The sequence below is a fragment of the Polynucleobacter sp. AP-RePozz3-80-G7 genome (assembly GCF_018882145.1).
GTDB lineage: Bacteria > Pseudomonadota > Gammaproteobacteria > Burkholderiales > Burkholderiaceae > Polynucleobacter.
The window spans coordinates 164868-186392 of the sequence record NZ_JACVPC010000004.1 but is presented as its reverse complement, the minus strand read 5'-3'; the positions used below and the strand labels follow the sequence as shown (position 1 = coordinate 186392).

The 21525-nt window shown below is 43.5% G+C and carries 26 protein-coding genes; 10 read left to right on the top strand and 16 right to left on the bottom strand.

Going from position 1 to position 21525, the window contains the following annotated elements; all coding sequences use genetic code 11:
- Positions 1 to 168: 168 nt before the first annotated feature.
- The 6 genes from ICE90_RS09410 to ICE90_RS09385 all read right to left on the bottom strand — a co-directional run bounded on the left by ICE90_RS09410 (position 169) and on the right by ICE90_RS09385 (position 7230).
- The gene (locus ICE90_RS09410; protein WP_216192178.1) at positions 169 to 741 is read right to left on the bottom strand and encodes a phasin family protein; all 573 of its coding nucleotides are present in this window, start codon (positions 739 to 741) and stop codon (positions 169 to 171) included.
- 234 nt (positions 742 to 975) lie between these two features.
- Complete coding sequence (locus ICE90_RS09405; protein ID WP_215320729.1) at positions 976 to 1671, bottom strand: nitroreductase; 696 nt, start codon at positions 1669 to 1671, stop codon at positions 976 to 978.
- Between the two features lie 15 nt (positions 1672 to 1686).
- Complete coding sequence (locus tag ICE90_RS09400) at positions 1687 to 3888, bottom strand: OsmC domain/YcaO domain-containing protein (protein WP_216192176.1); 2202 nt, start codon at positions 3886 to 3888, stop codon at positions 1687 to 1689.
- Between the two features lie 80 nt (positions 3889 to 3968).
- A complete protein-coding gene (locus tag ICE90_RS09395; protein WP_216192173.1) occupies positions 3969 to 5222 on the bottom strand; it encodes a DASH family cryptochrome in 1254 nt (417 codons plus the stop codon).
- On the bottom strand, positions 5219 to 6622 hold the full coding sequence (locus ICE90_RS09390) for an exonuclease domain-containing protein (RefSeq protein ID WP_216192171.1): 1404 nt from the start codon (positions 6620 to 6622) through the stop codon (positions 5219 to 5221). Before ICE90_RS09390 ends, ICE90_RS09395 begins: the two co-directional genes overlap by 4 nt.
- A 20-nt stretch (positions 6623 to 6642) precedes the next feature.
- Complete coding sequence (locus ICE90_RS09385; RefSeq protein ID WP_216192170.1) at positions 6643 to 7230, bottom strand: Rrf2 family transcriptional regulator; 588 nt, start codon at positions 7228 to 7230, stop codon at positions 6643 to 6645.
- 89 nt (positions 7231 to 7319) lie between these two features.
- Between ICE90_RS09385 and ICE90_RS09380 the strand changes: the two genes are divergently transcribed.
- On the top strand, positions 7320 to 7811 hold the full coding sequence (locus ICE90_RS09380) for a DUF4149 domain-containing protein (protein WP_215320738.1): 492 nt from the start codon (positions 7320 to 7322) through the stop codon (positions 7809 to 7811).
- Here the strand turns inward: ICE90_RS09380 and ICE90_RS09375 are convergent.
- Positions 7803 to 8231 (bottom strand): DUF2244 domain-containing protein, encoded by a 429-nt coding sequence (locus tag ICE90_RS09375; protein WP_216155809.1) that lies wholly within the window; start codon positions 8229 to 8231, stop codon positions 7803 to 7805. The two genes, ICE90_RS09380 and ICE90_RS09375, sit on opposite strands and share 9 nt — an antisense overlap.
- 33 nt (positions 8232 to 8264) lie before the next feature.
- On the bottom strand, positions 8265 to 8414 hold the full coding sequence (locus tag ICE90_RS09370) for a hypothetical protein (RefSeq protein WP_215320741.1): 150 nt from the start codon (positions 8412 to 8414) through the stop codon (positions 8265 to 8267).
- A 133-nt stretch (positions 8415 to 8547) separates the two neighbouring features.
- Here ICE90_RS09370 and ICE90_RS09365 point away from each other — a divergent pair, with 133 nt between their 5' ends.
- The 3 genes from ICE90_RS09365 to ICE90_RS09355 are packed head-to-tail and all read left to right on the top strand — an operon-like array spanning position 8548 to position 10450.
- On the top strand, positions 8548 to 9189 hold the full coding sequence (locus ICE90_RS09365; protein ID WP_216155812.1) for an LON peptidase substrate-binding domain-containing protein: 642 nt from the start codon (positions 8548 to 8550) through the stop codon (positions 9187 to 9189).
- 4 nt (positions 9190 to 9193) lie between these two features.
- Positions 9194 to 10054, top strand: a complete 861-nt coding sequence (locus ICE90_RS09360) for an oxygenase MpaB family protein (RefSeq protein WP_216192167.1) — start codon at positions 9194 to 9196, stop codon at positions 10052 to 10054.
- An 18-nt stretch (positions 10055 to 10072) separates the two neighbouring features.
- Positions 10073 to 10450 (top strand): DUF4149 domain-containing protein, encoded by a 378-nt coding sequence (locus ICE90_RS09355; protein WP_216192165.1) that lies wholly within the window; start codon positions 10073 to 10075, stop codon positions 10448 to 10450.
- 12 nt (positions 10451 to 10462) lie between these two features.
- Here ICE90_RS09355 and ICE90_RS09350 read toward each other — a convergent pair whose 3' ends face one another.
- A complete protein-coding gene (locus tag ICE90_RS09350; RefSeq protein ID WP_216192163.1) occupies positions 10463 to 10642 on the bottom strand; it encodes a hypothetical protein in 180 nt (59 codons plus the stop codon).
- Between the two features lie 83 nt (positions 10643 to 10725).
- On the opposite strand from ICE90_RS09350, the gene ICE90_RS09345 reads away from it, so the two are divergent.
- Genes ICE90_RS09345 through ICE90_RS09335 form a run of 3 tightly spaced genes read left to right on the top strand, consistent with a single transcriptional unit; the run spans position 10726 to position 12749 of the window.
- Positions 10726 to 11352, top strand: a complete 627-nt coding sequence (locus ICE90_RS09345; protein ID WP_255533349.1) for an alpha-ketoglutarate-dependent dioxygenase AlkB — start codon at positions 10726 to 10728, stop codon at positions 11350 to 11352.
- On the top strand, positions 11342 to 12352 hold the full coding sequence (locus tag ICE90_RS09340) for an NAD(P)/FAD-dependent oxidoreductase (RefSeq protein ID WP_216192162.1): 1011 nt from the start codon (positions 11342 to 11344) through the stop codon (positions 12350 to 12352). The genes ICE90_RS09345 and ICE90_RS09340 overlap by 11 nt, the downstream gene beginning before the upstream one ends.
- Before the next feature lie 10 nt (positions 12353 to 12362).
- Positions 12363 to 12749 carry a dihydroneopterin aldolase gene (locus ICE90_RS09335; protein WP_216192160.1) on the top strand — a complete coding sequence of 129 codons (387 nt, stop codon included), beginning with the start codon at positions 12363 to 12365 and terminating at the stop codon, positions 12747 to 12749.
- 36 nt (positions 12750 to 12785) lie between these two features.
- Here ICE90_RS09335 and ICE90_RS09330 read toward each other — a convergent pair whose 3' ends face one another.
- Positions 12786 to 13472, bottom strand: coding sequence for a cupin domain-containing protein (locus tag ICE90_RS09330; protein ID WP_323485126.1), 687 nt, complete (start codon positions 13470 to 13472; stop codon positions 12786 to 12788).
- Positions 13473 to 13622: 150 nt separating this feature from the next.
- Between ICE90_RS09330 and ICE90_RS09325 the strand changes: the two genes are divergently transcribed.
- The 3 genes from ICE90_RS09325 to senB all read left to right on the top strand — a co-directional run bounded on the left by ICE90_RS09325 (position 13623) and on the right by senB (position 16141).
- Positions 13623 to 14318, top strand: a complete 696-nt coding sequence (locus ICE90_RS09325; RefSeq protein ID WP_216192156.1) for an SDR family NAD(P)-dependent oxidoreductase — start codon at positions 13623 to 13625, stop codon at positions 14316 to 14318.
- Between the two features lie 31 nt (positions 14319 to 14349).
- The gene (locus ICE90_RS09320) at positions 14350 to 15021 is read left to right on the top strand and encodes a DsbA family oxidoreductase (protein ID WP_216192154.1); all 672 of its coding nucleotides are present in this window, start codon (positions 14350 to 14352) and stop codon (positions 15019 to 15021) included.
- 163 nt (positions 15022 to 15184) lie between these two features.
- Positions 15185 to 16141, top strand: a complete 957-nt coding sequence (gene senB, locus ICE90_RS09315; RefSeq protein ID WP_216192152.1) for a selenoneine biosynthesis selenosugar synthase SenB — start codon at positions 15185 to 15187, stop codon at positions 16139 to 16141.
- An 11-nt stretch (positions 16142 to 16152) separates the two neighbouring features.
- Here the strand turns inward: senB and egtD are convergent, their stop codons facing one another.
- From egtD to selD, 6 genes are read right to left on the bottom strand one after another with little or no spacing between them, the layout of a single operon-like run.
- Positions 16153 to 17085 carry an L-histidine N(alpha)-methyltransferase gene (egtD, locus tag ICE90_RS09310; protein ID WP_370624665.1) on the bottom strand — a complete coding sequence of 311 codons (933 nt, stop codon included), beginning with the start codon at positions 17083 to 17085 and terminating at the stop codon, positions 16153 to 16155.
- A 29-nt stretch (positions 17086 to 17114) separates the two neighbouring features.
- Entirely contained in the window at positions 17115 to 17909 is a 795-nt protein-coding gene (gene phnE / locus ICE90_RS09305) for a phosphonate ABC transporter, permease protein PhnE (RefSeq protein ID WP_215320760.1), read from the bottom strand.
- Complete coding sequence (locus ICE90_RS09300; RefSeq protein ID WP_370624664.1) at positions 17906 to 18682, bottom strand: PhnE/PtxC family ABC transporter permease; 777 nt, start codon at positions 18680 to 18682, stop codon at positions 17906 to 17908. Before ICE90_RS09300 ends, phnE begins: the two co-directional genes overlap by 4 nt.
- Before the next feature lie 53 nt (positions 18683 to 18735).
- Positions 18736 to 19521, bottom strand: coding sequence for a phosphonate ABC transporter ATP-binding protein (locus ICE90_RS09295; RefSeq protein WP_370624663.1), 786 nt, complete (start codon positions 19519 to 19521; stop codon positions 18736 to 18738).
- Positions 19518 to 20390, bottom strand: coding sequence for a putative selenate ABC transporter substrate-binding protein (locus ICE90_RS09290; protein ID WP_216192148.1), 873 nt, complete (start codon positions 20388 to 20390; stop codon positions 19518 to 19520). The genes ICE90_RS09295 and ICE90_RS09290 overlap by 4 nt, the downstream gene beginning before the upstream one ends.
- Positions 20391 to 20429: 39 nt before the next feature.
- The gene (gene selD / locus ICE90_RS09285; protein ID WP_216192146.1) at positions 20430 to 21470 is read right to left on the bottom strand and encodes a selenide, water dikinase SelD; all 1041 of its coding nucleotides are present in this window, start codon (positions 21468 to 21470) and stop codon (positions 20430 to 20432) included.
- Positions 21471 to 21525 lie beyond the last annotated feature (55 nt).

Genomic DNA, 21525 nt, shown 5'->3' with positions numbered 1-21525 from the left:
ACCCGCCTAAGACCGCCTGACCTTAGAAACTCTTTAACTACCTTTAGCTTGAACTGCTTGCTGTACTTGCTCATAAAACAAAACCCCCTTGGTTGGACATAATGTCCAACTTTTGGGGGTCAGTTCAGAGGGTGGCTTTTTTCACAGCAAAATCAATTGAACAGTTAATTAAGCAGCTTTACGGCTTTTAGCAGCTGGCTTAGCAACAGCGTATTGACCTTGAATGTTTGCCAAAGCAGCATCAACACTCTTCTCAAAGTTAGCAAATGCGTCAGTTGCAGATGCGCGAACTTGGTCAAACTGTTGGAGTGAAGAATCAAATGCAGTTTTGAATGCAGAAACAAAAGCCTCGGAACCAGCAGGAGCTGTCTTAGTAGCCTCTTTAACAAACTTAACCAAATCAGCACGTGCGTCATTGATAGAAGCGTCAACTACTTGTGCAACCTCTTTGTTACCGTTACGAACTACTTGGTTTACTTTAGCTTGGTAAGCAGCAGCATATTTAGCGGCTTCTTGAGCAGCTTCTGGCTGAGCTAATTTAGCTAATTGCTGTGGATCCTTGATTGCCAACAATTGTGAGCTTGTATCTTGAGCAGCAACTAAAGCATCTTTAGCAGCAGCTTGGTTGATTTCAGCTAATTCTTGAGCGCTTTCAACAGCAACTTGTGCCAAATGTTTAGCAGTTTCGATTGCTTTAGCTTGTGCAGAAGCGAGTTGGTCGTTTAATTGAGCTTGGAACATGATTAATCCTTTATTTATTAAATGGGGTTTTTTTATTGCGATGCACCATTTTAAAATCGGTCTTTTGGAATTGCAAGATCTTTTTGTTGCAAAGCAACATTTATTTTAAAAACCTTCAATTTCAGGCTTTAAATGAGGTTTTTCAAGGACTTAACTCAACCCTGAAATAGGGGAAAAGGCTAAAAATTAGGCCAAATCCCTCTAAAAATGACTGAAATTACCCGCCATTGAAAGCTACTTTACCCAGGTCGTAAAGTCCTCAGCACTCACCCTAGGGGTAATAAAGGTATTCACAATCTCGCTTTTATCGGCATAACCTAGTGCCATACCGCACACAAGCATCTCATTCTCTTGCGCACCAATACGAGGCAGGATGATCTTGGCATAGTCATTCCAAGCAGCTTGAGGGCATGTATCCAAACCCTCACCTCTGGCAGCAACCATCATATTTTGCAGGAACATTCCATAGTCAAGCATCGAACCTCTGCCAAGCTCCTTGTCGATAGTGAAGAAGATGCAAACGGGAGCGCCAAATGCCTCAAAGTTTTTTCGATGCTGAGCATGCATCTTATCTTTATCGCCTTTAGTAATCCCTAATAAACCATACAAGCCCCAACCGTTTTCACGACGCCTGTCTATATAAGGACTAAGCCATTTAGTGGGGTAATAGTCATAAGCGGATTGATATTCTTTTGCCAAATCGGGATTGAGTGCAATGTCATCATAAGCAGTGCATACTTTTTTGCATAATTCATCAAGCGCCTTACCCTCTACAACATAGGCCTTCCAAGGTTGTGTATTAGTACCCGAGGGTGCACGCGCAGAAATATTGAGTAACTTGAGCACGGCCTCTTTGGAGACGGCATCTTTTGTAAACGCCCTTACCGACATACGCGAGGTAATTGCCTCGGCAGCAGTTAATGTCTTCATAAAGATTCCTTAGCTTTATTTAGGTTTAGCGCTACTAGCTCTTGCCTTATGTAGCTTCCGATAACTATCGATCAAACGATGATGCCTATCTAACCCCTCTAACCTCATGCTCGTTGGCGTTAAACCATAGAAACGCACGCTGCCATCGATTGAACCTAAAACGGCATCCATCCTAGCATCACCATACATACGACGGAAGTTCGATTCATAGTCTGACATCTCTAATTCATCATCTAGGTGAACTTCAAGGGCAGCATCTAGGGCTTGGTAAAACAATTTACGCTCTACTGTATTGTCGTTGTACTGAAGAAAGGCGCCCACTAGCTCATGTGCTTCCTCAAATTGCTTTAGCGCAAGATGAATCAATAGCTTTAACTCCAAAACAGTAAGTTGGCCCCAAACGGTATTCTCATCAAACTCAATGCCAATTAATGTGGCGATGTCGCCATACTCATCCAGCTCGTTATTTTCCAAACGATCTAGAAGTGCAGTTAAGCTAGCATCGTCTAGTTGGGATAAATTGAGAATATCCTTGCGGAACAGTAAAGACTTATTAGTGTTATCCCAAATCAAATCTTCAATTGGGTAGATCTCAGAGTAGCCGGGCACTAAGATTCGACAAGCTGTTGCGCCCAGCTGATCATAGACAGCTACATAAGCCTCCTTGCCAATCTCTTTCAGAATACCGAACAAAGTTTCAGCTTCTTTAATATTCGAATCCTCACCCTTGCTAGAGAAATCCCACTCTACAAATTCATAATCTGATTTGGCGCTGAAGAAACGCCAGGACACAATGCCGCTGGAATCAATAAAGTGTTCAACAAAGTTATTGGGCTCAGTCACCGCCTCGCTGGCAAAGGTAGGTGGGGGCAAATCATTCAGACCTTCTAAGCTGCGACCTTGCAATAACTCAGTCAAGCTTCTTTCTAGTGCAACCTCAAGGCTTGGATGTGCGCCAAATGAGGCAAAGACGCCACCTGTTCTTGGGTTCATTAAGGTAACGCACATCACTGGATAGATGCCACCCAGAGATGCATCTTTAACTAATACTGGGAAGCCCTGCTCCTCCAGGCTCTGAATGCCAGCCAGAATGCCGGGATACTTCGCGAGTACTTCTTGCGGTACATCCGGCAATGCAATTTCGCTTTCTAGAATTTCACGCTTTACTGCTCGCTCAAAAATCTCTGACAAGCACTGCACCTGGGCTTCGGCTAAGGTATTGCCAGCGCTCATCCCATTACTGACGAATAGATTCTCAATCAGATTGGATGGAAAATACACAGTCTCGCCATCAGATTGCCGTATATAGGGCAATGAGCAGATACCACGCTCTACATTACCGGAATTGGTATCCACTAGATGCGAAGCCTTTAGCTCTCCATCTGGGTTATAAATGTTTTGAGAGTATTCATCCAAAATTTCAGTGGGCAATGCATCTTTCTTGCCAGGTTTAAACCAACGCTCATTGGGGTAATGCACAAACTCTGCATTAGCAATATCCTCGCCCCAGTAAGTGCCGGCATAGAAATGGTTATTACTCAAGCGCTCGATATATTCGCCCAAAGCAGAAGCTAAAGCACTTTCTTTGGTTGCGCCCTTACCATTGGTAAAGCACATCGGGGAGTGCGCATCACGTATATGCAATGACCATACATTCGGAATCAGGTTGCGCCATGAAGCGATTTCGATCTTAATTCCTAGATTTGCCAAAAGACTCGACATATTGGCAATGGTTTGCTCCAGGGGTAGATCTTTACCCAGAATATGAGTACTAGTGCTAACGTCAGGCCTTAAGGTCAATAGACTTTGGGCATCAGCGTCAAGATTGGCAACTTGCTCGATAACAAAATCGGGGCCTTCCTGAACCACCTTCTTAACCGTACAACGCTCAATTGAGCGCAGAATACCTTGTCGATCAGTTGCTGAAATATCGGTCGGCAACTCAACTTGAATTTTAAAGATTTGTTTGTAGCGATTCTCTGGATCAACAATATTGTTTTGTGAGAGGCGAATATTCTCAGTAGAAATATTACGGGTTTCACAGTACAGCTTTACAAAGTAAGCTGCGCATAAAGCAGATGAGGCTAAGAAGTAATCAAAAGGTCCTGGTGCAGAACCATCACCCTTATATCGAATAGGCTGGTCAGCAATTACTGTGAAGTCATCGAACTTTGCTTCTAAACGAAGCTTATCGAGAAAGTTGACTTTAATTTCCATGGGGATGATTCCAAAATAGCGAAAAAAATGTTGTGAACACCATTATCCATCCCAACGCCATCTGCAGAATGTCTTAAAAGCTAAGTCAGCCACATTTGGCGATATATGCCATCCCGATCATGATCTTGGGTTTGCTTGGCAACATTAAAAGGTCTGCCTCCCCTGGGATCCGTGCCTTTGCCAGCAATATATAACCAGTTGCCTTGATTGCTATAAACATCATAGTCAATCAATTGATATTCAAACCAGGCACAACCCGCCTGCCAATCACCCCTCATGTCATAAATCCAATAGCTCGCCACAATTTGACGCATACGATTGGATAGATAGCCCGTTTTTTTCAATTCACGCATGCCAGCATCTATCAGTGATTCCCCAGTAGTACCAGATGACCATTTGATGAATTTTTTACTATCAAACTGGTTGCCAGGTAATTTACTTAAACCTTTGGAGTGATAGAGTCTTTTGTCATACTTGAAATGCAAAAACCGGAAGTAGTCTCTCCAGAGTAATTCAAACCAAAGCCAGTAAGTTCCATCATTTGCTCCATGGCAAGATTCATAATCCGCCAATTGCTTTGCAATAGAACCCGCAGAGCAACAACCTTGCGCTAGCCATAGAGAGAATTTGCTGGAGTAATCTATACCAATCAGCTCATTACGTGTTTGCTTGTAGGTATCAGGAAGACGTCGCTCAAAATACTGCTGGATATGGGTATGAGCACTCCGCTCCCCGCCTCGAAACTTACTGCCACTAAATGTAGTGTTACTGTCAAATGCATTAATAGGGGGTATTTCGATAGCAGGTAATGAAGGAATGCTCTTGGGAGAATCAACAGGGGCAGAAAATCTTAAACCTCTCTTTTCAACTTGCTGACGAAATTGAGTAAAGACATCTGGCATCTCTTGCAATGGAAATGGTAAGGATTGAGCATCCAACATACTAGATTGCCATACTGGATTCACCCTAAAACCAGCACCACTTAATAGCGCCACTTGCTCCAACTCTTCAGGCGCTTGAATTTGCTCACAATAAATACGATCTGCTTGAGTCTGAGCTTTTAATTTCTCAAATACATGCAAGACATCACCGGTGACCTCATATAGGTCCGATCCCGGTTCTCGTAGCTGACTGCGCAATTCCTGAAGAGATTGATCCAAAAATACTCGACGATGCTCCCCTACCCTCGGAAATCCCCATGCAGTATCTTGCTCTAAGTTGGGCTGATGAATATAGACTGGTAGCAGATGATCTGCTGACTTACACGCCTGTAAAAATGATGGGTTATCCGCCAGGCGGAGATCATTTCTAAACCAATAGATTGCAGTTGTCATTTATCTACACCAATCCGAATCACTTGATTTCTATAGGCACCCGATAGCGCCTTTTTGACTATCTTATAGATGTCGAGATCAAACTCCACTTCACCCGACTGTGCCAACTCATAAAGTTCATCCTGATTAATGGCAGTGCCCAAATAGCACCATTTATCGACCACAATCATCTCGCCACCCTCTTTAATGGCAATGGCTCCAGAATATGGCCAAACCTGAACCTTAAAGAGGTCCATGGCTGTTTTTAACAGTAAATTATGTAAGGCGATAGGGGTAATGTTGATGCAGGTTCCACTGCATTGCTTTACTTGATAGCCAAAGCAAGATTTACCCTCAATACGCTTCTCCAAGCCAAGCAAGGCTTCGCATAAATGGTGTTTTTTTGCCAATGCCTTTAAATAAGCATGCGCCTCTCGCTTGCTATAGAACAAGCCGTATAAATTATCTTGCAAACCAGGAGCCAAATGATGATGAGTTACTAAAGAAGGTGTCAGAACACCACTAACATCCTCCTCTAAGCTCCAGGCACAAAGATCCTTTGATCTACGTAGCTTAATATTCAGAGAAGGCATATGCTCTTTTATCAATCTCGACTCAAGAATTAAAGCGCCTAACTCTCCACTCGTCTCGATCCAATCAATATCGCGAACCTGCAAAGAAAGTTTCATTTCTTTACGTTGCGTTAAAGCACCCTGAAAATGCCCCATCACCCTGCTCCGCAAGGAAATACTTTTGCCAATATAAAGAGGGGTCTTATTTTCTCCATAAAAGATATAGCAACCTGGGCCATCGGGTATGGAGTCAATTACACCCTGGTCTATGTTAGGGGGAAGACTAGCATTGCCAATGAGTTGGTTTATCGCCTCATTTAACTTTTCTTGCCCAAACTTTGACTCACACACACGCCAAAATTGAAGCAATAAATCAGCATCCCCTAGTGCACGATGTCTAGCACTTACCTTCAGTCCATGCGTACTAATGATGGTGTCGAGGTTATGACGTGGCTGATCTGGGAAAAGTAATCGAGATAGCTTTACGGTACATAAAACTTTAGGCTTAAAGTCAATGCCAACCCTCTTAAAAGAGGCCTTGATAAAACCATAATCAAAGCGAGCGTTATGAGCGACAAATATTTTTCCCTCAAGCTCTTTTTTTAAATCTTCAGCCAACTCAGAAAAACAAGGCCGCCCTTGGACCATTGATGGAGAAATGCCAGTCAGTCTTTGAATATTTTGTGGGATATAGGTTTGAGGATCAATCAACTTTTCCCACATCTGAACCTGATTACCCGCTAGGGTTTTAATTCCAATTTCAGTAATGCGGTCACGATCGAAATGAGACCCTGTGGTTTCAATATCTACAAAAGCTAAATCTGGGTAAGGGCCACGCTGACTGTTCACGCTAGAACCGTTAATTCCATTTAGCTTGCAGATGAAACTCTATTTAGATAGTCAGCAAAACTAAAAATAGAGTTTGGCCCGCGAGGCACATCCTCAACTTTTTTAAAGCTTGTTTTAACAACCTTTTGAGTTTCGCCTTTTTTCTTTTTTTCGTGACTAGGGGTAGCTTGCTTTTCTATTGGCAAGTATGGCTTTCGCTCCGGCGCAGTTTGAACCTCACTAAAGCGTGGAATGTAATCTTTGATAGCAGAGGCTAGCGTCACATTAGAGATGCAGCTCATCATGTAGGTTTCAAGTGATTGATAGAGCTCTTTAGCAATATCCGATACCTCCACTTTTTTCTTCTTAATTAGGTTCATTGCTAGAACGATATCCTTGATGGTAATAATTCTAGGATCCTTTGAAAGTTGATACCCGCCTGCCCGACCTCTAACTGCAGTCACAAGACCCGACTCCCTTAGTGGACGAAGCAAAAGTTCGATACGACTGACTGATACATGCTGTCTTTTTGCTATCTCTGGAGCAGGGACAAGCTGCCCATTAGCTGAATGGCTTGCAATATCTACGAGGGTATTGAGAGCTACCCTGACTGCTTTGGTGACTTCCATGGGAGTTTCGGCATAAAAGTTAGATTGAGGCTAGTATGAAACTGATCCGAAAAGTGTGCTGCAGCGCATTAATTAACCCTATCTAACTTATGGTTGAAATAACTAGACCCCAGCATCCCCTTACCCATCGGCTACTTCGCTTTCTAGCCTGCATTCTGGCCGGCGGATTCATTTCTCAAGCCATAAGCTGCCTAGCGGCTTATTTATCAATTAGTGATTCACAAGCTGCGGGTATGGTGGCGCACATAGTAGTTCAGCAACTTTCCTACTACTTTTTAGGATGTGCGTTCGCAATCTTAAGCATTGCCAACATTCTCATTAAAAGGGGTTCGTCCCCACTTAAAAATATCCGCCTACCTTTACTAATACTGATGATGGCAGTTGCAGTGGTAAGTTTTCTTCTCATACCGCGCATGGATTACTTGAGGGAAACAGCGCTAATGGATGGCATGCCGGTCATGCTCTCGCCGTTTGCCAACTACTTTCAGATATTGAATATCTTAGTGCTGATGCTGCTGTTAACGCAGATCATTGCCGGCATCCTGGTGGCATGGCGCCTGACTAAATCAGAATCAACCTAGGTGCGCTCGAATCACAGCAATCAAGGGTATCTGCTGCTCTGGTCTTAGAAACTGACCCAGCTCTATACGTAAGCTTGATTGGCTTATGTGAAAGACCTTTGACCCTTCCGAGGGCATTTCAATTTTGGCCCACTGCGTATTCAGTTCATACACAGTCTCTTTGTAGCCAATGAATTTTTTGACCAAAAGACGTTTGCCATCAATCTCAATCGTTTCACAATCTAACGCATGTCTACAGTAGATTAGAAATCCGATTGTTACTGCAAAAAGCTCTAAGGCTGTAAAAATGGGAATGACCCATACTCCCGCTAAGAAGAACCCAGTTGCGACTGTCAGCGAGAGACAAACTAGAACAATATAGAACTTGAGGAGCTGCTTAGGAGTCAGCGCGCAGTTTCTGCGCATTTGCCAGCGCTTCATATTGATGTAGTTCTGGAAATAACTAGTGAGAGCCTATTGGCCTTTACTACGCTCTTGAGATTTAGCTAACTGGTCGGCGCTTCTTTGTTGAAAATCCACCATGGAGTGATACCCCATTTGATAACAAGGGCAATGCTTACCCAGAATCCAGCGAGCGAGTTTGATGCGTAGTTTTTGGACCATTTTTTACCTCTGATTGGTGAACCTCAAATGTAAACGGAAAACGCATTTATTGCTGAGCGCAGATTAAAACTGGGGGGGATTTACCGCGAGATTCGCGTCAGCAAAAATTATTCAAATCCATTAAATTGATTAGATGACTAATTTAGACTCCACCACTCGAAAAATACCGCTATTCCCACTAGGAACCGTACTGTTTCCAGACGGCGTAATTGCCCTCAAGATCTTTGAGGCACGCTACCTCGACATGATTAAGACATGCTTGCGTGAAAAAACAGAGTTTGGCGTTGTTAGCATCATGAAAGACCAGGACTCCAAAGGAGATTCGCCTCTTGTTTTTTCCCAAATCGGAACTCTAGCCCTAATTGAAGATTTTGACCCCATTCAACCCGCCTTATATATGACTAGGTCATCAGGAACGCAGCGCTTTAGACTTCTTCATAGCCAACAAGAATCTAATGGCCTGTGGATTGGTGAAGTTGAGCTTCTAGCGAATGATCCCATTACCCCTATCCCTGAAGAACATCAAAAGGTCGTGAAATTATTGAATGAAATTATTTCAGTGATTCAGAGTGAAGATTTATTAGAGGAGTCCCCATTTAAGAAGCCCTTCAAGACCGATGACTGCGGCTGGGTATCAAATCGCCTTGCAGAACTGTTACCCATCTCCCTGGCCCAAAAGAACCATTTGCTAGCCCAAACCAACCCCAGAATCAGACTTGATCTGGTTACGGAAATTATCGAAGATGATGGCTTAAGCAATCTCATGCTGCACTAAATCCATGCTTGATGAGCTTATTCGTAAAACGATTCGTGAAAAGGTGGGGGGCGGTGGACCACCGATTGCTTTTCTAACGCCAGCAGGCGATCGCGGCCTCTTTGGCCCGGAATCCATTGCCTGGAAAGTACATGCGGACTTTATTTCAATGATGATTGGCGGCATTAGCTCACTAATCATGCAAGCACTTCATCCTCAGGCCTTAGCAGGAGTTTGGGATCACTCCAGTTTTAGAGAGGATCTTAAAGGTAGGCTTGGTAGAACGGCTTTCTTCATTGCTGCCACTACTTATGGATCAACAGAGATGGCAGACAACATCATTAATAAGGTTAATCAGATTCATGCAAAGATTAATGGCTTTGATGAATTTGGAAAACCGTATTCGGCTACTGACCCGCATCTACTGGCTTGGGTTCATCTCACAGAAACACATAGCTTTATGCAGGCCTTCGAAGATTATCCAAAAGAGAAATTGAGTTCACAAGACAAAGATCAATACTTTGTTGAAATGAAATCGCTTGGCGAAAGAATGGGCGCTCATAATTTACCCATCACTTACGCCAAAACAGATATTGCGATTCAAAACTATATTCCTGAACTTTACTTTGGGGAGCGTGCAAAAAGTATCCTTGCTTTGCTCGAGAACTTTCCTGGCAAGCTTGCTGCAAAGCCGTTTATCAAACTGATTACTCGCGCTGGCTATCTGAATCTTCCGGATTGGGTCTACCCCTTTATCAAGAGGCCTACCCCTAGCCTGATTGAGCGTTTAGCAGTGAAAAAGAGTATCGATTTAATTGCAGTGCCCATTCGTGAGGCCCTTAAAGATGGGGTGGCTGCCCACTCACTCCGCAGAGTTAATGGATAATTTATTTAGAGAGACATCATGATCACTAATTACCTAATATCAGGCATGGTTGGCATCATGCTTTTCTTTACTATCGTAGTAGCTCCGACTGTATTTAAGGCGCTCCCCGTTGAATGGTCCAGCAAGTACGTTCGGAACTTTTTTCCCAAGTACTATGCCTGCCTTGGCTTAATTACAACCGCCTGTATCTTCACGGCGCCCGACAGCGTCAGCAAGGCCTTACTAGCGATCTGCGCCCTACTCTTTGCCTTTACTTTGCTCTATTTGACTGGAAAGATTAACGAAGCCAAAGATCAAGGGCAAAGTCGTCGCTTTCATGTATTGCACGGCGCCAGCGTTGTCATCAACTTATTTCAGTTGATTACTTTTATTTATCTGTTAGTCCAACCATCATAAATAGATGGGGGCCTAAGATCCAGGCTTAAGCTTTTTTGGATCTGACTCTTCAGCCTTATCTTGCTTGATAGACCAATTCAAACTGGGGGCAGACATTTTTTCGCCATCCCAAACTTGCCCACACCAACATTCACCTACATCATTAATGATGCATACGCCTGAGCCACAGCAACGCTTGTCTGGGGTCTTCATACATTAGCCTAATCAAGAAATTGAAATTAAGACTATTCTAGGGTTTTTATGAAAATAGCGCTTGATCTTGCAAGCAGTAAATGATGCAAAACCCTTTATTTGAAACCTCCCTCAGCGACCATGCCGCGAATATTTTGCCAAAGGATGGGGGTGCTCACTACCATCCCAAAGTCTTTACTGAACAGGATTGCATGGCATTAATGAGACAGCTTCAAGCCTCCCTTAAATGGGAGCCTGAACAACTCATGATGTTTGGAAGGCTGGTGACCACTCGGCGTAAAGTTGCTTGGGTTGCTGATCCTCTGTGCAGCTATACCTATTCTGGGGTAAAAAAGATTCCACAAGCCTGGACATCTGAGCTCGTCCTAATTAAAGAGAAGCTAGAGAAAGCATCACAAGCTGAGTTTAATTCTTGCCTACTGAACCTCTACCATGATGGAAATGATGGTATGGGCTGGCATAGTGACGATGAAAAAGAGCTTGACCCCTTATCACCCATTGCATCGCTAAGTCTTGGGGCGCAGCGCAAGTTTGCCTTTCGCCATAAAAAGGACAAAGAGACTATTTCTCTTTATTTAGAGAATGGTAGCGCCCTCATCATGCATCCACCAATTCAAGAGCATTGGCAGCACGCTTTACTGAAAACCAAAACTGCGTCAGATATTCGCATAAATTTAACGTTTAGAAAAATTAATCTTCATGCCACATGAGTCCAGACCCAAAGTCACGGTAGCTATTATTGGCGCAGGTATGGCAGGCCTTAGTTGCGCTGACAGATTGCAAACGCTAGGCTTTCAAGTCCAGGTTTATGAAAAGAGTCGCGGGCCAAGCGGTCGGATGAGCACTCGTCATGGTGAGGGTTGGTCAGCAGATCATGGGGCCCAATATTTCACAGCAAGAGATCCTGTGTTTATTGAGGCACTCAATACATGGATAAAGGCAGGTGTAGCTGCTGACTGGAATCCACGCTTATTTGTATATGAGGGTGAGCAATGGCGAGAGAGCCATTCCAGTGAGCGACGTTATGTGGGCGTTCCTGCCATGAACTCACCCGGTCAATATCAAGCTAAAACCATCTCAATTGAGATTAATCAGACTATCGATCAGATTTACCAGCAAGACGGTAAATGGTTTCTCCGTAGCCTAGAGAATGGCGATATTACCAAATCCTTTGATTGCTTGGTATTAGCAATTCCTGCGCCTCAGAGCTACGCTCTTACCAAATTAGTAGACCACTCCATTGAAACAATTTACTCTAGCGTAAATATGCAAGGCTGCTGGACGGTGATGGCACGGTTCTCAGAAAAAGTGGATATGCCATTTGATGCCGCCTTCATTAATGGTGAAATCATTAGCTGGATCTCTCGAAATAATTCCAAACCTGGACGTACTGGCCACGAGACCTGGACAATACATGCAAACCCCCAATGGAGTCAGCAATGGATTGAGCTAGATAAAGAGGAGGCTAGAAAGCTCATTCTAGAGTCCGCAAAAAAGCTTGGACTCAATTGCCAGAATGCTGAAATTTCTATCCATCGCTGGCGTTACGCAAGCGGAGCAATCAATACAGAAATGGGATTTATTTTGAATGAAACTAACAAGCTTAGCCTATGTGGCGATTGGCTTAATGGTGGCAGAGTTGAGGGAGCGTGGTTAAGTGGTTACAAATTAGCAAATGCAATGAATATTTCAGTAGATACGAACCCATAAGGACCACACTATGTCGACTAAGGCATCCATCGAATTACGAGATCTAAAACTACAAACTCAGATTGGCACATATAAAACTGGTGACATCATCCCTGATAATCATTTATTGGATCTCACGCTTTGGATTGACCCGAATCTCGTGTTGATTTCTGAGGATAAGATGAGCAAGGTCTTTGATTACGACCCTCTCGTACTTGAGATTACGAGGCTAGCCAGTGATGGTCATTATGAAACCCAGGAAAGACTGATTAGTAGAATCACTGAAGCCTGTGCTAGCTACTCACAAATTCAATCACTAGACATCAGCCTCAGAAAATCTCCCGTTCATAATAATTCGGGCTCGCTTGGCGTTAGACTAAGTCTTGATCAGGGAGCTTTATTACAATTAAGAAGCTAAATCTTATTTATTGATAAATTACCGTTGCAGTATTTATCAGCGATAGTAGGCGCCCTGCTTGCCATCATCACCATCCAAAAGATGCCCAGTTTTCACAAAGATAGTGCAGCCCTCTTTACTAAAAGGTTGATGCAAGCTCATATGAGGACTTCTGATCCATGAACCGGCGGGATATCGTCCATGCTCATCTTCAAATACCCCATCCACTACAAAAATTTCCTCGCCACCGTAATGCTTATGCGGATTGAAATACGTTTGAGGTGCCCAACGAACCAAAGTTGAACCACTACCCTGCTGCATCAGCGGCATCACATTTAACCCTGGCACCATACCTTGATACCAAGGGGCAGTTTTAGTGTCAATTACCTCTCTCGCGACTTGATCTGGACCGAGATGTCGCAATTTCACGAAAAGCGTACAGCCAGTTTTACTGAATGGCGCATGAGAGGACCCCGGAGGATTCATCAGATATGTGCCGGCAGGGTAGTCACCAGTCTCGTCACTAAACACCCCATCTAAAACCAAGATCTCCTCACCGAATTCATGGGTGTGGGTTTTAAATTGGGTGCCAGGCTGATAGCGCACGATAGAAGTCGCTTTTGCTACCTCATCGCCAATACGGTCGAGCATACGCCGCTCAACTCCTGGCTCAGGACTGGGGATCCAAGGCAAATCATGGTGGTTAATGACGACTCGTTGGCTGTAATCAGAATTGATATTCACTTGGTACATCTCGCATGTTCAAACATACCGAAGCATAACAAGCAAATAGAGTATCTGCTTAAGAAACTAAGGCAGGAGCGTACGCTCAGAACCATTCTGAGATAAAGTCTTTGATAGACTAAATTGATTTAACGCCCTTAAAAAAACTGTATGAGCCTACTTCCCAATCTATTTAATGCCCTCATCATTGGGGCCTCGGGCACTATTGGATCGCATTTTGTGAGACTCCTAGAAAGCAATCCATCTTGCTCCAAAGTGATCGGTATACATCGCAATTCTCCCAATGCTATTGACTACCATCATCCAGAGACTATTGAGGCTTGTGCAAACAGTCTGGCTGAGTCAGGACCATTTCAATTAATCATCAATACAATTGGAGCGCTGCACTCGGAACAATGGATGCCAGAAAAGAAATTGGATGATTTGAATCCGGCCCAATTAACGGAAATGTTCAACACCAACACTATTGGTCCAGCATTAACAATTAAGTACTTTTCTAAACTCTTGGACCCAAAACATAGCGTTATGGCGACACTATCTGCCAAGGTTGGCAGTATTGAAGATAATCGACTAGGTGGTTGGTATAGCTACAGAGCCTCAAAAGCCGCACTCAATATGATTATCAACACAGCATCAATCGAGTTCACAAGAACTAAGCCCAATACTGCGTTGATTGCCCTTCATCCTGGCACCGTCAAATCTGGACTGTCACAACCTTTTCGTGGTCAGCAAATTGGCAGGGATCCTCTTGAGGCTGTGACTGATATGTTCAATGTCCTTGCGAACGTAAATAAGGAAGATTCAGGGAGCTTTCTAACATACTCAGGTGAAAAGCTGCCTTGGTAAAAAATATATAGGCTTACGTGGAATAAACCTTATGAAAAAAAAGATCAAAATAGATTATGTATCGGATGTTGCTTGCCCATGGTGTGCTGTAGGCCTAGGAAATCTCAATCAGGCAATCTCGCAATTAAGCGATAAAGTGAATTTTGAAGTGCACTTTCAACCCTTTGAACTCAATCCAAATATGCCCTTAGGTGGTCAAGATGCGATTGAACATCTTACTGAAAAGTATGGTTTAACTGCTGCACAGGTCAAAGCCAACCAATCCAACATTCGAATCAAAGCCTCAGAAGCTGGATTTGAGTTTCATCCGGAAGGTCGCAAGCGGGTTTACAACACATTTGATGCGCATCGTCTTTTGCATTGGGCGGGCATAGAGTTTGGGCTTGAGAAGCAAGCGATTCTAAAAACAGAATTGTTAAACACTTACTTTTGCTTAGCAGTTAATTTGGATGATCAGAAAAATTTATTAGATGCAGTAAGTCGATCTGGTCTCGATATATATAGAGCTCAAGAGATTCTCAAAAACGGTGAATTTACTAAAGAAGTTCGTGAGGCAGAGGCTTTTTATATAAATGCCGGCATAAGCTCCGTGCCCTCAATCATTCTTAACGATCAATATCTTTTGCAAGGGGCCCTACCTTCCGAGTCCTTCATAAATGCATTTGAACAGTTAATCGCCAAAGCAGCTTTAGAAAAAACATAATTGATGTTCATCTATATCTCTAATCGGGTTAGCGAACCTCCAGATTCTTATACCCACAGGCATAAATCATGGCAATGGATTCGCTTCATACGCATCTTTACTATCTACCCTAGAATCACCTAGTACATTACATTTAAACCTAGGCAAACTCGGATTTATTGACTTGAAATTACGTATTGAAATCGTAACGCCTGCACCCCCTGGCACCCTGCACGGAAACCGCATTACTGCTTTACGGTGGCATCGATTCTTGTCACGCCTCAATTACCAAAGCACTGTTACAGAGCAATGGTCTAGAAAGCCATGTGATGTTTTGATTGCACTGCACGGTCTACGAAGCCATGACTCTATTCAAAGGTATAAAAAAGCCTATCCCAATTATCCAGTCATATTAATCATGACTGGTACGGACATCTACCGAGACCTAAAAAACTCCACTAAAGTTATCAAGTCAATGGAGATGGCTGATGCGATTGTGGTTCTTCAACCAGATGCCATCCAATCCTTACCTAAGAAATTTCATCATAAAGTCCAAGTGATTTACCAGTCAGTAAAAGGCATCACTAGAAAGTCGCCACCAAAACGTCATTTTTTAGCCAGCATCATTGGCCATCTGCGGTCTGAAAAAGATCCCTTTTGTGCGGCGCAATGCCTATCTTTGCTACCCTCAAACAGCAAGATTCAGCTGGTACAACTCGGCAAGGCAATGAGTCCTAAGTTTAAAAAGCAAGCACTCTCTATTGAAAAAAACGTTATGCGTTATAGATGGTTAGGCCAACTGAGTCACTCTAAAACGCTTCAGTGGCTCTCCCGCTCACACGTGTTGATCATATCCAGCATTATGGAAGGTGGCGCCCATGTGGTGTCCGAAGCCATTGCTATTGGCATCCCAGTAATTGCATCAGACATTCCAGGTAATCGAGGCTTACTGGGAGATGCCTACCCCGCCTACTATCCAGTAGGCGATAAAGTTGCTTTAAGCAAACTACTAACCAAGGCTGAAACCAATCCAGCCTTTTATGAAAAATTGTGCAGGGCGATTGCCTTGCGTCAGAAGATTGCCAAACCAGAATTAGAGCAAAAATCTATTCAAAAGCTCATTAAAAGCCTGATTAAATAATCAATCAGGCCCTATGCTGTCGCATAAGCTACCAAAAAGTAGCAATTTGGATCAGTCCAGAAGTGTACGGCTTTAAAACCGGCACTCATTAAAAGAGATTCAAATTTTTCTTGCGTGTACTTATAGCTATTTTCAGTATGAATAAGCGCACCGCTATCAAAATGCCTTTCACCACCGGGGAACGAAACCAATTGATCCTGAGTAGATCGAAGATACATTTCGATTCGAGTAAGTTGCTCATTAAAAATTGCGTAGTGCTCCCAATTTTCTAAATTGAAGTCCGTTTTAACTAGGCGATTGAGGTGCAACAGGGTATTTTTATTAAAAGCCGCAGTAATTCCAAGGGCATCGTTATAAGCTCGAGATAGAACTGCGTGATCCTTAACCAGATCAACTCCGATCAATAAACCCCCATCACCTTGGCAAACTTTCACAATATTTTTGAATAGTCCTAGCGCAGCATCTGGGTCAAAATTTCCGATAGAAGAGCCTGGATAAAAGAAGGTTTTCTTTCGACCCACCAAATCAGGAAACGCCATTTCTTCCTGTAAATCACAGGTTTGTGCCTGCATCTGAATTTTTGGAAATTCTTTTTGCAAGCCTGAGATAGCCCGCTCTAAAAATTCTTTTGAGATATCTAGCGCCCGATATTCTTTGGGTAATAGGGTGTCAAATAATGCGCTACCCTTTTCACAGTTACCAGCCCCTAAGTCCAACAAAACATCGCACTTTCCAATCGTCAAAGCCATTGCTTCGCCGTATTGCACCATGATTTGTTTTTCAGTTCGGGTTGGGTAATACTCCTCCAAAAAAGTAATTGCCTCAAATAAGTGCGAACCAATTTCATCATAGAAAAACTTTGGAGATATTGATGGCTGCTCTTGTGAAAGACCAGCAATAATTTCATCAGTTAATTTTTGATCGGGTAAATTGTCTTGACTCACTTCAATATTCCTTTTTCATGTTACCTAATTTAGCCAAGACTGTGCATTTGCACTCTACGAAGCTTGTTGCTAATCATGTCTACAGCTATAACTAAGATAAGCATCGCTATGATCACTGTTGAGGCTTGCTGCTCATGTAATAAAGAGAGTTCGTAGTACAGAATTTGTCCAAGACCCCCTGCACCAACAAATCCTAATATCGTGGCCATACGTATATTCATTTCCCAACGATAAAGACTATAAGAGAGCAGTTGAGAATAGATCCCTGGTAAAGCCCCATAAATAAATGCTTGAGCATTACTTGCCCCAGCCAATCTCAGAGCTTGCGTTGCATTGGGAGAGTGATTTTCCAGGGTCTCGCCAAATAAACGCCCCAGCACTCCTGTGGTGTGCAAGGCGAGCGCTAGGGTTCCAGCAAATGGTCCTAAACCTACTGCTAGTACCATTAATACCGCCCAAACAAGCTCTGGCACCGAGCGCAAAAAATTTAAGAAAAAACGGGTTGCTACTTTTGCGCTACGACCAAACTGTCCAGCTGCTGGTAGCGCCAGAAAAAGGCTCGCAATTGCCGCTAATAAAGTGGCCAAGGCAGAAATGGCCAAGGTCTGCAATACACCACTCCACACCTTCTGTAAAAAAGATGGTGAGAGATCTGGTGGAAAAAAGCGTCCTGTATAAATAACAACATCACTCATAGCTTGTTTAGTAAACAAAGCCAGAGGATTAAATGAAAGATAAACAAAGCTCACCACAATAAAAAGCGCAATCAGCACAAGCGTAATGAGACACTTTAGACAAAATTCGCGAGCAGGATAGTGGTTCATGCGAGTTGCCGACGAATGATGAGACTGATGTAGTCAGCGAGTAAAACAAGCAGCAAAAATACGATGAGAATGGTAGATACTTCACCACCGTTGAGCATCTTCATTGACTGGTCCATAAGCTGTCCTAAGCCACCAGCACCTACAAAGCCCATGACAACCGAGGCCCTAACTGCGCATTCCCAGCGATAGATTGTGTAAGAGGCTAGCTCTTGTGAGGCGCCTGGCAATAACCCATATAAAAATGCATTGATACGGCCGCTACCTAACATTATTAGCGCTTTAGCAGGTAGGGTGTTTTCAGTCTCTAAGATTTCGGAATACACTTTTGCGAGCATGCCACCATAGGTAATAGCAATTGCTAGCACGCCTGCGATTGGGCCCAAACCAAACACTCTCACCAACAGCAAGGCCCATACAATTTCTGGAATACCTCTGAGTAATAACATCAGCATTCGGGCAAGATATCTACCGAGTTTCGCAATGCGATGACCAGAAGCAGGACCAATACGTGAAATCGATAGGCTATAAGTGATGATGAGGCCCAGTGGAATTGCCATCAGCATTGCCAGAGCAATGCCTGCAGTTGCCATGGCTAAAGTCTCTAAAGTGGCCTTAAACACTAGCGCTAAAAATGATGCCTGAAGATTGGGTGGGAAAAACTGAATTAAGAAGTTAGTAAAAACTTTGAGGTTGCTAGCTTCAAATAATGCAAATACATCAAACTGTGCCAATTGCATCATTGGCCATAAGATTGTTAATACAATACACGTCACCACAAAACGCCTGAGCGCATCTGGATCCCTAAAATAGACCACTCTTTTCATGGTTATGTATTCGGACTACCTTGTTTTGGCAGAATACCGCGTTCAGATACATATAACTGTTGTAGCAAGCTCTCACTCACATCGGATGCTGGCAAGTCAAAAAAGACCTCCCCATCCTTTAGCCCAATAACTCTTGGGAACCACCGTAAAGCAATGTCCACTGCATGAAGGCTGGCCACAAAGCAAGCATCCCTGGTGCGAGCATCCTCTAAAAGGCGCTGAATTGTTAAATCAGAAAGAACAGGGTCCATTGCTGATACTGGCTCATCAGCCAGCAATAAATAAGGCTTCTGGTACAGCACGCGCGCGACACCCACTCTTTGCAATTGACCTCCAGACAGGCGGTCACAACGATCAAAGAGGCGGTCGGCGAGATCGAGTTTTTGCAGACATAACTGCGGACCCGCGATATCTACCGGATAGATTAATGACAGAAGAGATTTCCAGAGCGGCCACTGACCAAGACGACCAGCTAAGACGGCGGTAATCACTCTTTGTCTTGGTGGGATCGGAGCTGCTTGATGAACTAAGCCTATTTGAGAGCGTAAACGGCGTAATCGCCCTTTTGAAATCGCCCATGGATCAATGGCCAATACCGATATCGATCCAATACTAGGGCGCAGTGAAGTCGCTATCAAATTAAGCAAGCTCGTTTTGCCAGAGCCAGATGATCCAATAATCGCAATTGATTCACCAGCTGAGGCGCTAATGTTGATATTTTTTAGCGCCTCTTTGCCATTGCTATGACTAAAACTAACTTGCTTAAATGCAAATGCTATTTTTTTCACTTAATTAAACCAGCACCAATTGCAGCCTTTTCAATTTCATCGTAGTTGGATGATTTAGTAGGAATATATTTGCTAGCCCTCTGAAGATCCATTAATTCTTTTTGAGCAGGATCATTGGCATTCAGCTTTAAAAATGCATCGCTAATTTTTTTAGTTACCGCTGCATCCAAACCACCTCGTACGGTCCAGTTGTAATCATGGTACGGAGGCGTTGTATACAGAACTTTTACTTTTTCGGTATTAGGATTTTTAGCATCAGACAATTTATCCCAAACAGATGCATTTAAAGCGCCAGCATCTGCTTTACCGCTAGCAACAAATGCGACTGTTGCGTCATGGGCTCCAGAAAAAGCAATACTCTTAAAGTCTTTATCTGGGTTAATGCCTGCCTTCATTAGGTAAAAACGCGGCATTAAATGGCCTGAAGTAGAGGATGGCGAACCAAAGGCAAAGGTCTTGCCCTTTAAATCTGTCAAAGTCTTTGCCGAGCTAGCCTCAGGAATAATAAATTTACTCGTAAATTTTTCATCTTCAAGACGCTGAATGATCGGCTTGACGGCGCCATTCGTACGAATTTTTGCTTGAATATAAGTAAAACCGCCTAACCATGCCATATCGATTTTATTTGTTGCCAGCGCCTCAACAACTGCGGCGTAGTCTGTCACGGGCGTAAATTCGACTTTCATGCCCGTCTCTTTAGAAAGATATTCGCCTAAAGGAAGAAATTTTCTTTGTAACTCAGTTGGTGATTCATCCGGAATCGCGGAGACACGTAAGACGGCTTGCGCCTGAGCTGGAAGCGTGAACATGCTAAAGCAAAGCGTTGCTAAAACAAGGCCGAGTGAAAATTTCAAAGTGTTTAGTTTCATATTGTTTGGATACTTTCTATTGAATTAAAGAAGTAGAGCTTAGGCTACAGAAACGCCTGAGCCCTGTACAAATTGACCTATTTTTTGAGCTTGGCTAAATCCATCTGCTCTGAGTATTTCTAATACCTGCTCGGTTGCTTCTGGACTGCAAGAGATTAATAAACCGCCACTTGTTTGAGGATCAGACAAGAGGTTTTGCTGCCACTCATTCAAATGAGAGGCCATCTGTATTTCATGACCATAACCCAGCCAGTTACGTGGTGATGCGCCAGTAAAGATACCTTCTTTTACCAGCTTGACCGCCTCAGAAACTACTGGAATAGAGTCCCACTGAATCTGAGCTGAAAGCTTTGCTCCACGGCACAGTTCCAATAAGTGCCCTGCTAAGCCAAACCCTGTCACATCCGTAAGCGCATGCACGCTATCGAGTTGGGATAGCGCGACGCCAGGTTTATTCAGCTTAGTCGTTAAGGCAATCATCTCCTGATAGGCAGAGTCAGAAAGCTGCTCTTTTTTCAGCGCAGCAGAAAGAATGCCTACACCCAAGGGCTTGCTAAGGATGATGCTATCCCCTAACTTTGCACCACTATTACGCTTTAGTTTTTTAGGGTCTACTACGCCAATGGCAACCAAGCCATAAATCGGCTCTACAGTATCAATCGAGTGACCACCGGCAATCATAATCCCAGCCTCTGCACACACCGACTCACCGCCAGCAGTGATTTGCTGAATGACCTCTAAAGGAAGGACATTGATTGGCATGCCCAATAGCGCTAGGGCAAAAAGAGGTTGGGCGCCCATAGCGTAAATATCTGAAATCGCATTTGTAGCTGCAATTCGCCCAAACTGATAGGGGTCATCGACAATCGGCATAAAGAAATCTGTGGTCGCCACGATCGCTTGATGTTCGTTGATTTGATAAACAGCGGCATCTTCATTGTTATCAGAGCCTGCCAGTAGTGCAGCAGGTATCTGGCGAATAGGAGATGATTTCAGAATATCACTCAAAACACCTGGCGCAATTTTGCAACCACAGCCTCCTCCATGAGAGAGGGAGGTAAGACGACCGTTATATGTCATGTTGAAGAACTCAATTTAAAAGTAAGAGGATGGCAGCTAAGTATGTGAGCTTACC

Coding starts and splice junctions, on each gene's coding strand:
- ICE90_RS09410 (WP_216192178.1), bottom strand. CDS start 741: ATGTTCCAAGCTCAATTAAACGACCAACTCGCTTCTGCACAAGCTAAA.
- ICE90_RS09405 (WP_215320729.1), bottom strand. CDS start 1,671: ATGAAGACATTAACTGCTGCCGAGGCAATTACCTCGCGTATGTCGGTA.
- ICE90_RS09400 (WP_216192176.1), bottom strand. CDS start 3,888: ATGGAAATTAAAGTCAACTTTCTCGATAAGCTTCGTTTAGAAGCAAAG.
- ICE90_RS09395 (WP_216192173.1), bottom strand. CDS start 5,222: ATGACAACTGCAATCTATTGGTTTAGAAATGATCTCCGCCTGGCGGAT.
- ICE90_RS09385 (WP_216192170.1), bottom strand. CDS start 7,230: ATGGAAGTCACCAAAGCAGTCAGGGTAGCTCTCAATACCCTCGTAGAT.
- ICE90_RS09380 (WP_215320738.1), top strand. CDS start 7,320: ATGGTTGAAATAACTAGACCCCAGCATCCCCTTACCCATCGGCTACTT.
- ICE90_RS09375 (WP_216155809.1), bottom strand. CDS start 8,231: ATGAAGCGCTGGCAAATGCGCAGAAACTGCGCGCTGACTCCTAAGCAG.
- ICE90_RS09370 (WP_215320741.1), bottom strand. CDS start 8,414: ATGGTCCAAAAACTACGCATCAAACTCGCTCGCTGGATTCTGGGTAAG.
- ICE90_RS09365 (WP_216155812.1), top strand. CDS start 8,548: ATGACTAATTTAGACTCCACCACTCGAAAAATACCGCTATTCCCACTA.
- ICE90_RS09360 (WP_216192167.1), top strand. CDS start 9,194: ATGCTTGATGAGCTTATTCGTAAAACGATTCGTGAAAAGGTGGGGGGC.
- ICE90_RS09355 (WP_216192165.1), top strand. CDS start 10,073: ATGATCACTAATTACCTAATATCAGGCATGGTTGGCATCATGCTTTTC.
- ICE90_RS09350 (WP_216192163.1), bottom strand. CDS start 10,642: ATGAAGACCCCAGACAAGCGTTGCTGTGGCTCAGGCGTATGCATCATT.
- ICE90_RS09345 (WP_255533349.1), top strand. CDS start 10,726: ATGCAAAACCCTTTATTTGAAACCTCCCTCAGCGACCATGCCGCGAAT.
- ICE90_RS09340 (WP_216192162.1), top strand. CDS start 11,342: ATGCCACATGAGTCCAGACCCAAAGTCACGGTAGCTATTATTGGCGCA.
- ICE90_RS09335 (WP_216192160.1), top strand. CDS start 12,363: ATGTCGACTAAGGCATCCATCGAATTACGAGATCTAAAACTACAAACT.
- ICE90_RS09325 (WP_216192156.1), top strand. CDS start 13,623: ATGAGCCTACTTCCCAATCTATTTAATGCCCTCATCATTGGGGCCTCG.
- ICE90_RS09320 (WP_216192154.1), top strand. CDS start 14,350: ATGAAAAAAAAGATCAAAATAGATTATGTATCGGATGTTGCTTGCCCA.
- phnE (WP_215320760.1), bottom strand. CDS start 17,909: ATGAACCACTATCCTGCTCGCGAATTTTGTCTAAAGTGTCTCATTACG.
- ICE90_RS09290 (WP_216192148.1), bottom strand. CDS start 20,390: ATGAAACTAAACACTTTGAAATTTTCACTCGGCCTTGTTTTAGCAACG.
- selD (WP_216192146.1), bottom strand. CDS start 21,470: ATGACATATAACGGTCGTCTTACCTCCCTCTCTCATGGAGGAGGCTGT.